We start from the raw sequence: 14,282 nt of genomic DNA, 5'->3' as shown, positions 1-14,282 counted from the left end.
CACTACCAGCCCCAGGTGCCGGGGCCGCCTTTGAACGGGCCTACAATTTTGGAAGTGATCCACCCGCCGTAGAAGTCGCCTTCCTGTGCCTGTACCCGCTCATCGCCAACGTAGCACTCGTCTACTTTGCTGGGGTAGAAAGCCAGGTAGCCTTTGATGGGCGCAAAGGGCGGCCGGGGGTCCGGATAGCTCCAGGCCACCTGCTGAACGCTGCTTTCGCCAATCTTTAGGTCCCAGTACCGCGCTTTGCCTTTGAACTCGCAGTGGGTTTGAAACTTCGGAGATTGTTTCAGCACCCCTTCTTTAATATCTTCCGGCGGCAGGTAATACACTGGCGGATGGCTGGTTTCCAGCACCCGGTAAGCCCGGTTGGTGGAGGCGATGACCTCGCCCTGGTGTTTGATGGTGATGTGAGCGGAGACCGGTTCCAGCTTAGGCGGGCGGGGATAGTCCCAGACGCTTTCCTGACCGGGTTTGGGTGGTATGCGTTTCTTATTCATACGCTTGAAACGGGAAAAACAGCCGTTGGTTGGCCATCGCATGATCATCCCATGAAAATCACTAGCTTTGCAGGCATCATCATAAGCCGTCGCCCGTGTCCCTACTCAAAAAACTGGCAGGTGAGACCGCCATCTACGGTACGAGCAGCATTCTGAGCCGCTTGCTGCACTTCGTCATCCTGACGCCCTTCCTGACGTACTACTTCACGAAGCAGGAATACGGTGTGGTGACGGACCTCTACGCCTGGGCCGCCCTCCTCCTCGTCATCTACACCTACCGGATGGAGACGGCCTTCTTCCGATTTGGCAGCAAGGAATCGGATATGGAGCGCAGCTTTTCCACCGCCGCCATCTCGCTCCTGGCTTCCACGGCTGTGCTGACGGTGCTTTTCCTGATTTTTGCCCCCGAAATTGCCCGTTGGCTGCACTACCCCGACCGCCCGGAGTACGTCCGCTGGTTTGCGCTCATCATTGCTTTTGATGCCCTGGCAGCCATTCCCTTTGCGCGCCTGCGCCTGGAAAACCGCCCCATCCGCTTTGCGGTGATCAAGACGCTGAATATCCTCGTGAATATTTTCTTTATTTTTTTCTTCCTCAAAATCTGCCCTTGGCTCCTGGAGCAAGGGTACGAATGGGCTGGCTGGCTGTACAATCCTGAGCGGGAAATCGGCTACGTCTTCCTGTCCAACCTGCTGGCCAGCGGGTCGGTCCTGCTTTTTTTGGCGCCTCTGCTGCTTAAAGCACAGTGGATCTTTGAGGCCGGTCTCTGGAAGCGGATGCTCCGGTACGCTGCCCCGCTGATCGTGGTGGGCGTCGCCGGTATTGTCAATCAGTTTGTGGGCATCCCCCTGCTGAAGGAACTCGCTTCTGATGATATGGACTACAATATCGCTCAGGTCGGTCTGTACGGGGCTGCCGCCAAACTTGCCGTATTGATGAACCTCTTCACCCAGGCCTTCAACTACGCCGCCGAGCCCTTCTTCTTCCGCAATGCCGCCCGGGAGGACAAGAGTACGCTCTATGCGCAGGTGGGGCAGGGGTTCACCCTCGTGGGCTGCCTGGCTTTCGTGGGCATTATGCTGTATATGGATGTCATTCAGTACTACCTCGGAGCCGACCTGCGGGGCGGTCTCGCTGTGGTGCCATTCCTGCTGATGGCCTACCTTTTTCTCGGGCTCTACTACAACTTCAGCATCTGGTACAAACTGGCGGACCGTACCATTATCGGCGGGTACATTGCCACTGCCGGTTCTGTGATCACAATTGGGCTGAATGTCTGGCTCATCCCCCGGTACGGCTACCTGGCACCTGGCTTAGCTGCTTTGGCCTGCTACAGCTTCATGGCGGCTGCCAGTTACCTCACCGGGCAGCGGTATTACCCTATTCATTATCCGGTGGGCCGCATGGCGCTGTACGTGCTGGGGGCAATCGCCGCCTACGGGCTGAGCCTGCTGCTGCAAAAATCCTACACACCAGGCTTTGTTGCCGGGCTGGCGCTGAATACCGTTTTATTGCTGGGCTATTTGTCCTTCCTTGCGGTTTTGGAACGGCAAGGGCTCCGGCGATTAGTACGACAGTTGCGAAAGTGAGAGAACAGGAAGTAGCGCTTGGCGCCATCAACGGCAGCCTGAGTATGGAAGCTATCTACAGCGGTGTGGAACTATAACTTCGGCGTACTGTGGTACACTACCAGGAACCCCAGCAACATCCGCATCGGCAGAGGTACTTCATCAGACAGTTCGTCCACCACGATCCAATCCCGCAGGTCCCCCTCGTAAGCGGTGTACATCTCAAACCAGCCGTGGCGTTCGCTCCCGATCGCCCAGTCCTCCGCCAGGTTCTGATAGCGGGTGCGCAGGGTGACGGTGTGCGTGCCATCGGTGACCCGCCATTCCCGAAAGTTATTGCGAAAAATGGTCCGGGCGGTAGCGATGGCATTATCCCCCCGGGCTTCCCACTCGTTGGGGTTGTCAGGCCACTTTTGCCGGATGGTGCCTACCCCTTCCCCGATGCGGTACTGCCAGCGGCTCCAGTCGTCCTGTGCCACGGAGGTCAGGCGCAATTCGCCCCGGCTCTCCGATTCGGTAGTGAAGATGTCCCATTCGGCAAAGCTATCGTTCCAGCGGGTGGCCATGCCGGTTAGGGCAGCGGTGTCGACGAGGGGCTTGGTGAGGGGCGTTTGGGCGGGGAGAGCAAAGGGGATGCTGATTATAAAAAAGAGGATCTGAAGACGCTTTATTCTGATTGCTTTTCAAAAGAACGCAAGATACGTATACTCTATTTCAAAACATATCCAGCTCCTCAACGAAACACTTGTCGCCTGTTTTCGTAAAACAACCTGTTTATCAGTGAATTACCCCCTTGCCAGTTGTAAAACAATTGGTAGTCCGCTCCTACTAAAGTATCTTTGCGCCCACAATCAAAAAGCCTATGCTCCGTCAGTTCCTGGCCGGGATATTTGAAATCACGCACGGTATTATGCTCACTCTGCTCTTCGCTGGAGCTGTGATTGCAGGGCTCTATGTCTATCAGAACCGCTGGGACGAGGTGTCGGAGCTGCCCGTTATTCGGGAAATCACCGGCAACTACCAGCAGGGGCTGCAAGCGATAGGCGGGCTCTCCGGACTGGCGCTGGAACGGTACGAAATGGGCGACTTCCAGGCGGTTGGTGGGGATTTAAGCGGACAACTACCCCAACTCGCCCGCGCCTGGAATGCGGATGATATCCTGCACAAGCTGCGCTTCTCCAAATCCAAAATGCGGCAGGCGGAAGTCTTTACTCAGTATATCGACCAACATGCGGAAAGCGCCCTGCGCGATATGCTGCTGCGCCAGGTACCCGCAAGCGTCAAACTGGCACAGGCACTGCTGGAATCCCGGGCCGGTCAATCCGGCCTCGCGCGAACTACCAACAACCACTTTGGCATCAAAGCCCGCCCCAACGCCCAGGCCCGCCGAAAAATCCGCGAGCGCCGCTACGCCGACCTCCACAATCATGAGTTCATCCCGGTAGCCCCGGCCATCGGTGCCTGGCGCTTCCACGACGATAATACCTACGACCGGTTTGAGACCTACGAAGCAGTTGGCGACAGCTACGCCCGGCATACGCAGTTGCTCACGCGTGACTGCACCTTCGGGCATACCGGGTGCTACGCCTGGATCTGGGCTGCTTATCCGCCGGGGCAGGAACATGACATCCGGGAGGCGGCAGCCGCTTTTTACCATCGTTCCGGTATCGCCGCTGCCGACTTTTTTGACGGAGACACCCGCGTCCCTTACTACGCCGCCTGTGCCGCCGGGCTGAAGATGGCCGGCTACGCCACAAGCCCCACTTACCATAAAAAAATCACTTATCTCATCGAAACCTATGAGCTATGGCGTTTTGACCTCGCCCTGCTCAAGGCTTTCGAATAATTTTTTCACGCATCAACACCAACATCATGAGTAATCAATACCGAAGCAATAGCAGCCTTAGCAGCCTGCTCAAATTACTGGGGGCCACCTTCGCCCTTATTCTCCTCATTGGCGCGCTCGACAAGGCCGGCGTCAAAGTCATTATGGGGGACAAGCCTGCCGGCAACGCCTACGAAAGCAGTATGCTGCCCCGCACTACTGAACGGGCAGCGGAAGAGCATTCCGATTACGCTCCGCCCCGCACGCCTGAACGCTACCGGCGCTCCGCTGCCCGGGAAGCAGCAGCCCCGGACTGGGAAGGCCTTTCTGCCACAGACATTGATAACTTCCTCGATCAGTTTGCGGCTACGGCCCGTAAGCAGGCGCTGGAAAATGGTGTTCCCGCCGGTATCGCTCTGGCTTACGGCATAGAAGAACTGAAACGTGGGCAGCGCATTGATTCCTGGGATGCTTTTCAGGAGAAGGTAACCGCTCCACTCTCCCGCCTCAAGCAGGAAGTACCACGGGATGCCCTCGGCCGCTATTTCAAATACTCTGCCAACAGTCAGCGCTGGGCGCAGGGCCTTGGCCGCTACTCCCGCCATTCCGAACAGCAATTGATGAGCAATCTGCAGCATTTTAACCTGGAAGCTGAGGACGAAGCTGTGACCGAAATCTTGCTGCAACAACCCGAAGACGCCTCCCGCGTACAGGAAGTCGCTGATGAAGTGACCGCAAAGATTGTACGCCGTCAAAACAAAGGTCATCGTAGACAGACGGAAGCCGAACAGACGCCCGAAACCGGTACCAAGGCCTGGCGCAATTTCTACGAAGAGGAAGTCGGCCAGGAGGTAGCTAAAGAAATTGCCCGAAAAAAATTACGCAGTGGCCAGTACATCGGCGAGGATGATATGGAAGCCCTGATTGAAGAGACCAATCAGGAAACAGAAGCCACTATGCAGAGCAATATCGGACTGCTGGGCCGGAAGATCAACCGCGGCCATCAGAACGCTGGTCAGAAACTGGACATCACCGACCCGCGCAATGCACAGGCCCGGGAAGAACTATACCAGAAAAAACTCCGGGAGCAGGGCTATGTGAAGGGGCACAGGAAATAGCGGATCGGCCATTGTGGAACTAATGGTGTTAATATTTTTAATTTCCGCCACTTCCAGGAAAATAAATATAGGATAAATCTTATATTTGTGCCTGTTTCCACACTAGACGACCTGATTAGAAGCGCAAAAGCATGGCAATACGCCGTATTTATGCTTCAGCCTGGATAAACACTTCAAGTTAGTAAACCAACTTAACAAGCCAGGTTCTTATGATTCAAATAAATCCACCCGACACCCGGTGGATATCAGGCGGCGCTACGCTTTCCCTTTGCTGAAAGACAGCAGCGCTTATCAAGATTGAGAACATCCATACTTGTGCCCTGTGGGGTACCGGAGAAACTAAAATGCCCGTTTTTGCGTATAAGTCGTTTACAGGGCTTTTCTAAGGAGAACGACCTGGGCCAGATGGTCGGGTCGTAAGCAATTTTGATTTTCAGGCGCTAATTTGCCTTAATTATAGCTACTCGATATGAATAAAACATTGATCTACCCATTGGCCATGATCGCCGCCCTTTTCCTTGGGCCGGTAAGCAACTATGCACAGGACATCTTTGACGGGCTCTTTGAAAAGGAACAGCCCCGGTTTTTCGCGCAGGTCAACCCCACTTCGGTACCTGGCGAAGTCGAAATGATTTTTCACTTTACGCACAGTAAAGCCAGTGAGGTGGAAGCCTCCGTATGGCTCACTGACCTTGGTGGTAACCTGCAGGACCCGCAAAGCAAAGAGATGGTTAGCGGATTGCGGACACTTGGCAACCGAAAGCGGGACACCCTCGTTATTTCAGGCCTGACTCCACGTCACTTTTACAATATTGGTGTCGACTACCGGGTGAAGTCTGCTATTCCCAGAAAATTTGAGTCTGCTGTGGTTCGGGAACATTTCCGCTATGAGGGCAGCCTGTCACAGCCTGTAGCACAGCAACAGCCCCAAACACAGCGGACTGCGCCGGCTAATCCGGACTGGCAGGCGCGTTCGGTTCAGCCAATGCAGCAGTCTGCCGCACCAAATAGCAACACCCCGGCACAGCAACCCTGTAAAGAACCACAGCTCAACCTTCGTGTAGACCCTGCAGGTTATTGCGACCGGCTCAACCGCCCGGCCGTCATCGTCTCCTGCTCCAATTGCCAGGGCACGACCTGGGACTTTTTGGTCGAAGTAAAAACCAGCAACGGCAAATGGTTTCCCACCCGCGCTGATGGCCGCCCACAGGCAGCTCTTGGGGTGGCACCACGTACCGAGCCTCTTTGCCTCATACCGGATAACAACTATCAGCTCCGGGTCCTGGCATGGGGCGAAAATTGTAATTTACCAGTGGTAAAAGAATTGGGTACGACGATTCAGGTGGGCAATTCCGTTGCTCAGCAGCCTTTGGCCCAATCTTATGGTGCACCTACCTCCAGCCCTTACCGCACTCAACCTGCAGCACCGGTTAATGCCCCGGAGGTTTGCGGCGTCTCTGGTACAGCAACGCTTATGGGCAAAACTATTCGGGGGAGCCTACAGCTACCCGCTAATTCTGACTGCTCTGCCCTCAATCCCTACGCTGAAGTAGCTTATGTGCACCCTGGCTACCGGGATATCAATATGGGCAAGGTCAGTCTTTATCCTGGTTTGGACATGCCCTTTGAGCTCGACCTTGATCAAAGAGACTTACAACGCGGTATCCACACCCTGAGGGTTACAGTCTATATGCCACTGCCCGACCTGCCCCGCCCGGTAGCTGCCGAAACTTTCTGGATTCGCGCAGAAGAGCAGGCAGCAACAGCCAACCGGAGCAGTGTCATTCCGGATCTGGAGAACCGCCTGCAAAATGCGCCCAACGCTTACGGATCGACCCCTGAAAGCTATAGCCAAACACCGGATGCTCCGATGCGCGGCACCATCGGCACCAAAGGTATTGAGCGAACTGACGATGACCTGTATATCGATGAAGCCCTGCTGGAAGAACAAGCCAATACCATTAGCGTAACAGCCACTGACCCCAATTGCACGCCCATTCAGGACCTGCAGCTGGTGTACAGCCCCACGCAGCCTGACCGGCCGCTTTACCTAAGCTGGCTCAGCCCGCGCTGCTGTCAGGAAGAAGGCTGTAAATACACCGTTTGGGCCGGCCCCACACCGGAAAAGCTCAGCCTTGTGGTTACCGGCCAGAAAGCTGGGGCGCAGGTGAGTGAAATCCTGAACAACCTGCCCGCCCGTCACAACTACTTCGAGGTAGCTGTGGAAACCACCAACGGTGTACGCAAGGCCGCTTATGTACCGGGCAGTGGCCCGATCTATGGCATCGAAGCCGTACTGGACTACCACGATCAGTTCAAACCACAGAAAAGTGACCCCATACAGGGACAAATGAGCTCCGATACGCAGCGGAAAGGTGGTGTAAACGGAGGCCTTTCTGACCGAATGAGCCCTCCTGCCCTGCCGGTAGCTATGGAAAGCAATCCACTGCAGCCAAAGCTGCCAATTTCCAAATTCCGCCCCTGCAAATATCAGCGGGAAACAACGGTGACAGCAGATTACCCGATTCAGGCGGGAGAGACCGTAACAATCGACTACGCCTTTACGGAGCCCGACCATCAGTTTACGCTCTACCATCAGCCTTTCGGCAGCACCGAATGGCAACTGGCGCCTGGCACGACCGAACTACAGTCTCAGCCAAGCTTTGAATTACAAGCTACCGACTACCACGCCGGTAAGTACCTGGTGCTGGTGTATAAAGATACTAAGAACTGGGGCTGCCTTTCGGCCCCCCTTAGTGACCCGATTGAGCTGAATGTAGTTCGGTAAGAGCTTCCCGAAAGTTTTGCCCCGCTACTAAGGGTGCATCCTGCAACGGGTAGGTTCATTACCCGTTGCAGGATAATATCCTCCCAACAGCAACGCTGCTCCACCCCAATCTTGAAAAACAAACGATTATGAGAAAAACGAGCTTCGTCCCTGCCGGGATGCTGCTACTCTTATGCCTTTTGCCTGCTTTTGAAGCTGCGGCCCAGCGCCTGGCTGTCCGGGGTACCGTCACCTCTTCCCTCAATGGGGAGCCCGTTAAAGGGGTGAAAGTCAGCCTCAATACCAGTGCAGAGACCGCACAGTCGGAAAAGGACGGGAGTTACATCATCTATGTAGACCAGAATTTTTTCAATCCCACCCCTACGCCCACCCTGACTTTTGCGCATCCCGACTACGAAGCGCAGTCCATAGCCGTGATTGGGCGAAAGCGGGTCGATGTATTGCTCCGCCCTGTGTATGCACCGGGAGCGGCGTCTTTTTCCACCGGCCTGGCGCAGCCCCGGGCGGCCCCTTTACTACCTTTTGGTGGGACTTTGCTCGACGGTGCCACGCTACAGCAAAACCGCCCCAACCGGTTGAGCACCGCCCTTGCCGGACGGGTGCCGGGGCTCCGTCTGTTGCAGCCCGGAGGACAGGCAGGGCAAGGCTATCATTTACAGCTTCGGGGCATCAATCAGCTATCCGGCACCCAACAGCCGCTGGTTTTGATTGATGGCATTTTCATGGCTGATGCCCAACTCCTGGATATCAACCCGGAGGATGTTGATAAGGTGGAAGTTCTCAGAGGAGCCGCCGGAGCCGCCGCCTTTGGCGCGCAGGGCGGTAATGGTGTCATACAGATTTTTACGAAAAACGGATACGAGCTGGCAGATGGGCAAACCCAGGTGACCTACCGTACCGATTATCAGGTGAGTGACGTGCAGGAAGCCTATCCCACGCTTGGTTTTACCAACCGGGAAATCCTGAACCCAGCCGGGCCGCAACCTCTGCTGGGTGGCCCTCTGCCTGCCAATACTTTCACCAACGCCCTGCCCAACCTTCAGGACTACGAAAGCAGCCACCTGTTCGAGCGGCGCAGCCTGCGTTCCAACTCCCTCACCGTGACCGGGCGGACAGGCGGTACCTCCTTCCGGGGCTCTGCGCAGCGCTTCCGGGACGAAGGCGTCATTCCGGGGCGCGAAGGCTACACCCGGCATGCCTTCCGAGCTAACCTTGGGCATCAGGCGGGCGACCGGCTGAAGGTAAGGGGCAGCGCCTATTATGTGAGCAGTCAGAACGATGCGGGGGCAGCATTGGGCGCCACACCCAACAACCCTGTTGCCAATACCCTGCTCATGACTCCTATGTTTGACCTTGATGCCCGAAACGAAGAAGATGGGACGGCCTTTGACTGGGACATCGACAATACCGGTGCACGCATCACCAATCCGCTTTACCTGCGGGAACAACTACAGACTGAGGAGCGCCACAGCCGGCTGATGGGCATGTTTGGAGGTACTTTTGAGGCTGCCAAATGGCTGGATATCGACTACGCTGCCACCCTTGACCGTAGCACCACACAGCGCCAATTGTTTATCGACAAAGGCTACCTGAGCACGAACGTACCGGTCGGTTTCAGCCCGCTTGTGACCTCGGGCGTGCAGGGCAGCAACGGCGGCGGGCTGGAATATGCCGAACGCCTGCAGCAGTACTTCACCTCCTCACTCAGCCTTCTGCTGCACAAAGAATGGCTGGGTTTCAATACCGCCTTCCGGGCGGGGCTGCTGTACGAGGACCTCGACCGGGACTTTTCCCTGGCAAGGGGCGAAAACCTGGCGGTGGGCGGCAACCGCTCCCTCGATAATCCGCAATCCGAAACTAATATTTCTTCCCTGGCGGAGGAGATGACGACCTACAGCGGCTTTGCGCAGGCCGATGTGGACTTCCGCGACCGCTATGTGTTCACTGCTGCAGCCCGGGCAGAACAGTCGACGCTTTTTGGCGAAAGTGTGGACTGGCCCGCCTTCTACCGCATCGGTGCCGCTTACCGTATGAGTGAGGACGTCAACCTGAAAATCTTCCAGGAACTGAAATTCCGGGCGGCAATGGGGACAGCTGGCGTGCGCCCCGCCTATCAGCAGCGGTATGAGACCTACGAGCTGGTCAACGGCAGCCTGAGCCGGCAAACCATTGCCAACGACGCCCTGCAGCCGGCCCGAACGCAGGAACTGGAAGTGGGCGTGGATATGACAATTTTTAAGGCATTTACCCTTTCCGGGACCTACGTGCAGTCCACAACCGAAGATCAAATCCTCTTTCAGCAGCTGTCCGGGGGTGCCGGTTTTGAAGGGCAATGGCGCAATGCCGGGACGGTGGAAGCCGATATTTACGAAGGCAGCCTTACCATTGATTTCAAAAAGCTGTTCCGCATACCGGGCGCTAAGGTGCGCTGGAACGTACAAGCGACCGGGCAACGGGTGGAGCAGCGGGTAGCCGCCCTTGCCATACCTGCTTACGAAACGGGCCCTGGCTGGGCGAATACCAGTCTCTTTCGCATAGAAGAAGGGCAGCCCCTGGGCATAATGGTGGGCCAGGCCTTTGCCCGTACCCCCGATGATTTATCGGACAATCCCGATTTCAACCCCTTTGACTATACCACCAATGAGCAGGGTTTTATCGTGCAGCAGGACCTCCTCGGGACGCCTGCAGAAGTCCCCCTGCTGATTACAGATGAGAATGGCGCGCCCGTGCAGCATGTCATCGGCGATATTAACCCCGACTTTCAGCTTGGCATTGCCCATACCTTTGCCTACGCAGGCTTCGAGCTCTTTGCCTTGTTCGACTGGCGCAAGGGCGGGGATATTTACAACTATACCAAACAGTGGATGTATGCCAATGAGCGTCATGCCGACCTGGCCGCCTCTCCCGGACTGCCTGCCACTTTCTACGGGGAGGAGGGCTTGTCCAACGACTTGGTCCCCAATGCCTATTTTGTGGAAGACGGGTCCTACTTCATGCTCCGTGAGGCTGCCATCAGCTACACTTTCACACCGGAGCGCCTGCCTGCGCTGAAGAATATTTTTGAGGAAATCCGCTTCAGCCTGATCGGGCGAAATCTGTTTACCCTGACCGACTACAGCGGCTATCACCCGGCGCTAACCACCACCACAGCCGGCAATCCCCTACAGCGGCGGCAGCCTGGAACACCGGGCAGTCAGCTGGCGAGCCCCGGGGGCAATCCCGCCCTGTTTGCCGTGGATTTCTTTAACCACCCGCTGCGGCGCCACCTGGGCTTCAGCGCACAAATAACGTTTTGATATGCTACGTAAATTTACCTTTTCCGTTCTAACGGTGCTGTTGGCCGGGCTTTGGTCCTGTGAGTCGCTGGACAATGCACCTCAACTTACGCCCGATGGGCAGCAGGTGATCAGCAAAGGCACGGATTTGCAGGAAGCCCTGCGCCGCGGCTATGCCGTCTGGTGGGGCAGCATCCATAGCCCGGAGTCCGCTGTGGCACTCGGTGTTACCGCGGATGCCTTTGCCCTGCCCTGGGATGACTTTGGTGCGGCTGCCATGGGGCAGGAACCACGCCTTTCCTACCGTAACCTCAATTCCGAGCCGCTGGATTACCGGGCGATTGTGGAAGTACCCTGGTACGGGTGCCTGCAGGCGGTGGCCGATGCGAATGATGTGCTGAATGCCCTGTCGCAAGGTGTGAGCATTGATCAGAACGGCCCGCAGGATCAGTCGGTACGGGCAGCCGCCTATGCGCTGCGTGGACTGAGCTGGGGCTATTTATCGCTTTGGTTTGATCAGGCGCCGGTAGTGGATGAGAATACCAAGCTGGGCGGCACGATTGAATTTCTGCCCTACACGATGGTTAATGCCCGGGCAGTAGAGGAACTGGAAGCCGCCATTCAATTGGCTGAGGCGAATGGTATCGACTTCATCCACAACTACTTCAACGGGCTGCCACTGGACGGGAGTACTTTCGCAGAGCTCGCCCACAGCTACGCTGCCCGTTTTTTGGCGCAAGCCGCCCGCACCTTAGATGAAAATGAGACGACCAATTGGCAGGCTGTCCTCCAACACGCGGAGCAGGGGCTGACTTTTGACTTCGCCCCCATCGCCAATGGTAATCAGTGGACAAGCTATCAGCAGTATACCCTTGCTGATACGGAAGCCGGCCCTTTCTGGGCGCGCCTCGACCAACGCCTGGTGGCTGCCTTCGACTCCAATCAACCCGCCCGCTACCCGCAAGTAGAAGCCAATGGAGAAGCCCCGCTGTCAGAGACACAGGCGACCTCCGGGGATGCCCGCCTGACTTCCGACTTTGTGTATAGCCCGGTGGTGGGATTCCCCGCCGATCGGGGGGAGTGGCACTTTTCGCACTATCAGCATAAACGTCAGCTGAGCCAGCCTGGCTTGTTCGGTGATGGCCTCACCGGTCCTATGCCTGCTTTTCTCAAAGCCGATAATGAACTGCTCCGGGCAGAAGCGCTCCTTCGCACCAGCCAAACTGCTGCCGCTGCCAGTGTGATCGACGGTGGTTCCCGTACCTCCCGGGGCAATTTGCCGCCCCTTACTGCTACGGCCTCCTATTTTGAAGTGGAAGAAGCCCTGCTCTACGAGCGCGCCATCGAGCTGTTCAATACGGCCCCAGCCAGTCTTTGGCTCGACCGCCGACGGATGCGCCCCCGCGAAGCCTCCACCGAGGTGACGGCCCTGGGCGGCCTGCAATTGGGTACACCGGCACAACTACCAGTGCCTGCTTCTGAGCTGCGCATTAATGGTATGGAGGAATACAGTTTTGGGGGTGAGCAGGACCCGCAGGGAATAGAACGTTTTTTCTATTAGTCAGCTATATGGAACAGATTATGCACTAAAACCGTTATCTTTAAGCGTAAAACAATGCTTATGAGTGCTGTAGAAATTAAGGGTGAAATTTTGTCCTACCTGGAGCAGGTGGAAGACGAGCGCTTTTTAAAGGTGGTACACTCCATGCTGAATACTTATATCAATGAGCATGAAGATCCGGTTATTGGCTATGATGCAGATGGTGCACCGCTCTATGCCAGTGTAGCTAAGCAGCGCTTTAAAGCACAACTGGAAGGCATAAAGCACGGTGAGTATCTTACCATAGAAGCACTTGAGAAAGAAATGGAATCATGGTAACCTATAAGGTTGTTGTGACTCCATTGGCTCAGGACAGCCTGCGCCGTATAAGCGATCGAATAAAAGAAAAACAATCTGCTCAGATTGCAGCTGAAGTACGAAAAGCTATAGCAAAAACCATCAAGAGTTTAGCTCATTTTCCCGAATCTCACGAAAAAGAACATTATCTCTGTGATGACCAGCAAATTTACCGCAGAGCCCTTCAATGGGATTTTAGAATTATCTTTTCTATTGACTATGAAGAGTTGATGGTCGCTGTTGTTGAGGTCGTCCATAGCAGCCGAAGCAAAGAGGTGACGATCAAAAAAATAAAGGGTTAACAGGCAGAGGTTTGTTAGTTCGTAAAACCCGTTTCACTCAGTTCCACGAATCAATTCTATAGAAGTACCTCTATCTACCGCATTGGGCTTTTGCGGATAGCCGCACGCAGGAAAAAGCGTGTTTTTTCCATTGATGTGATCCAACCTTCCAAAGAATACCGTAAGTCAGAATGTAAGGAGTGAAACGCCCGCTTTTCCAAAGCGCGTGCATTTTGTGTGAATCTTTCGGCACCGGCAGTTAGGAGCGCGCCGGTCCGATGCTAAGCAAAATTGCTATTGTGAAGATTTTGCTTAATCGATGCAGTGGTGCAATTTGTGCCACTGCTTTTTCTACTTTAAGGCTTCTGCCCATTCCGGGAGTGGCGCTTCCACCAACCGGCGGTCCTTCTTCCGCTCGTCGAAGAACTCCAGTTTCCAGGCATGCAGCATGATGTGGTGGTCCTGATAGGGCTGAGCGGCACCATAGTGGACATCACCAGCTACCGGGCAACCTTCGAAGGCCAGCTGTGCCCGGATTTGATGGTAGCGGCCCGTGAGGGGTTCTAATTCCAGAAGGGTTCGGTTGTCCGAAGTTGTAGTCAGGACTTTGTAGTTGAGCAGGCATTCCCGTGCTTTGCCGATCGGCTCTTTATGCACAATGGCCCGCTTTGCAGCCCGGTCTTTTTCGAGCCAGTGGTGGAGGGTGCCCTGCTCAGATGGTGGGGGCTGGCTGACCGCAGCGAGGTAGGTCTTGCGCACGTCTTTCTCCACAAACTGCCGGTTGAGCTTCCGCAGGACGCTTCTGTGCTTGGCAACGAGCACGACGCCGGTCGTTACCCGGTCCAGCCGGTGCACAATTCCCACGTAGGGGTTGCGGCGCTCTGCTTCCAGGTGCGCATAGACCAGGGACTCTACCGATGGGCCAAAGGGATTACGCTCTACCTGAATACCGGCCGGCTTGCTGATGACCATCCAGTCTTTAGTTTCTTTTATGATGTGTATTTGCAAAATAATCGTTTTAAGTCTGCTT

11 protein-coding genes are annotated in these 14,282 nt (G+C 55.6%); 8 read left to right on the top strand and 3 right to left on the bottom strand.

Annotated features, from left to right (window positions below):
* Positions 1–2: 2 nt before the first annotated feature.
* The gene (locus IX84_RS07255) at positions 3–500 is read right to left on the bottom strand and encodes a DUF427 domain-containing protein (RefSeq protein WP_044218696.1); all 498 of its coding nucleotides are present in this window, start codon (positions 498–500) and stop codon (positions 3–5) included.
* 95 nt (positions 501–595) lie between these two features.
* On the opposite strand from IX84_RS07255, the gene IX84_RS07250 reads away from it, so the two are divergent.
* Entirely contained in the window at positions 596–2,089 is a 1,494-nt protein-coding gene (locus IX84_RS07250) for an oligosaccharide flippase family protein (protein WP_044218132.1), read from the top strand.
* A 71-nt stretch (positions 2,090–2,160) separates the two neighbouring features.
* Here IX84_RS07250 and IX84_RS07245 read toward each other — a convergent pair whose 3' ends face one another.
* Positions 2,161–2,634 carry a hypothetical protein gene (locus IX84_RS07245; protein ID WP_044218130.1) on the bottom strand — a complete coding sequence of 158 codons (474 nt, stop codon included), beginning with the start codon at positions 2,632–2,634 and terminating at the stop codon, positions 2,161–2,163.
* Positions 2,635–2,930: 296 nt separating this feature from the next.
* On the opposite strand from IX84_RS07245, the gene IX84_RS07240 reads away from it, so the two are divergent.
* From IX84_RS07240 to IX84_RS07210, 7 genes are all read left to right on the top strand, one after another.
* Positions 2,931–3,914: a glucosaminidase domain-containing protein gene (locus IX84_RS07240; RefSeq protein ID WP_044218125.1), complete on the top strand. Its 984-nt coding sequence runs from the start codon at positions 2,931–2,933 to the stop codon at positions 3,912–3,914.
* 26 nt (positions 3,915–3,940) lie between these two features.
* Positions 3,941–5,011, top strand: a complete 1,071-nt coding sequence (locus tag IX84_RS07235) for a hypothetical protein (protein ID WP_044218122.1) — start codon at positions 3,941–3,943, stop codon at positions 5,009–5,011.
* Positions 5,012–5,480: 469 nt separating this feature from the next.
* Positions 5,481–7,799 (top strand): hypothetical protein, encoded by a 2,319-nt coding sequence (locus tag IX84_RS07230; RefSeq protein WP_152604950.1) that lies wholly within the window; start codon positions 5,481–5,483, stop codon positions 7,797–7,799.
* Positions 7,800–7,927: 128 nt separating this feature from the next.
* A complete protein-coding gene (locus IX84_RS07225; protein ID WP_044218116.1) occupies positions 7,928–11,095 on the top strand; it encodes a TonB-dependent receptor plug domain-containing protein in 3,168 nt (1,055 codons plus the stop codon).
* Between the two features lies 1 nt (position 11,096).
* The gene (locus IX84_RS07220) at positions 11,097–12,635 is read left to right on the top strand and encodes a RagB/SusD family nutrient uptake outer membrane protein (RefSeq protein WP_044218114.1); all 1,539 of its coding nucleotides are present in this window, start codon (positions 11,097–11,099) and stop codon (positions 12,633–12,635) included.
* A gap of 60 nt (positions 12,636–12,695) precedes the next feature.
* Positions 12,696–12,953, top strand: coding sequence for a hypothetical protein (locus tag IX84_RS07215; RefSeq protein WP_044218111.1), 258 nt, complete (start codon positions 12,696–12,698; stop codon positions 12,951–12,953).
* Positions 12,947–13,273: a type II toxin-antitoxin system RelE/ParE family toxin gene (locus IX84_RS07210; protein WP_044218108.1), complete on the top strand. Its 327-nt coding sequence runs from the start codon at positions 12,947–12,949 to the stop codon at positions 13,271–13,273. The genes IX84_RS07215 and IX84_RS07210 overlap by 7 nt, the downstream gene beginning before the upstream one ends.
* 330 nt (positions 13,274–13,603) lie before the next feature.
* On the opposite strand, the gene IX84_RS07205 is transcribed toward IX84_RS07210, so the two are convergent.
* Positions 13,604–14,260, bottom strand: coding sequence for an RluA family pseudouridine synthase (locus tag IX84_RS07205; protein WP_052515847.1), 657 nt, complete (start codon positions 14,258–14,260; stop codon positions 13,604–13,606).
* Between the last annotated feature and the right edge of the window lie 22 nt (positions 14,261–14,282).

Source organism: Phaeodactylibacter xiamenensis (genome assembly GCF_000759025.1).
GTDB classification, from domain to species: domain Bacteria; phylum Bacteroidota; class Bacteroidia; order Chitinophagales; family Saprospiraceae; genus Phaeodactylibacter; species Phaeodactylibacter xiamenensis.
The sequence above is the reverse complement of the archived record's forward strand: the minus strand, read 5'-3'. Positions and strand labels throughout refer to the sequence as shown.

What these genes read in the sequence shown, in the direction of transcription:
- IX84_RS07255 (WP_044218696.1), bottom strand. Translation starts at nt 500, where the DNA reads ATGAATAAGAAACGCATACCACCCAAACCCGGTCAGGAAAGCGTCTGG.
- IX84_RS07215 (WP_044218111.1), top strand. Translation starts at nt 12,696, where the DNA reads ATGAGTGCTGTAGAAATTAAGGGTGAAATTTTGTCCTACCTGGAGCAG.
- IX84_RS07225 (WP_044218116.1), top strand. Translation starts at nt 7,928, where the DNA reads ATGAGAAAAACGAGCTTCGTCCCTGCCGGGATGCTGCTACTCTTATGC.
- IX84_RS07245 (WP_044218130.1), bottom strand. Translation starts at nt 2,634, where the DNA reads ATGGCCACCCGCTGGAACGATAGCTTTGCCGAATGGGACATCTTCACT.
- IX84_RS07220 (WP_044218114.1), top strand. Translation starts at nt 11,097, where the DNA reads ATGCTACGTAAATTTACCTTTTCCGTTCTAACGGTGCTGTTGGCCGGG.
- IX84_RS07230 (WP_152604950.1), top strand. Translation starts at nt 5,481, where the DNA reads ATGAATAAAACATTGATCTACCCATTGGCCATGATCGCCGCCCTTTTC.
- IX84_RS07210 (WP_044218108.1), top strand. Translation starts at nt 12,947, where the DNA reads ATGGTAACCTATAAGGTTGTTGTGACTCCATTGGCTCAGGACAGCCTG.
- IX84_RS07235 (WP_044218122.1), top strand. Translation starts at nt 3,941, where the DNA reads ATGAGTAATCAATACCGAAGCAATAGCAGCCTTAGCAGCCTGCTCAAA.
- IX84_RS07240 (WP_044218125.1), top strand. Translation starts at nt 2,931, where the DNA reads ATGCTCCGTCAGTTCCTGGCCGGGATATTTGAAATCACGCACGGTATT.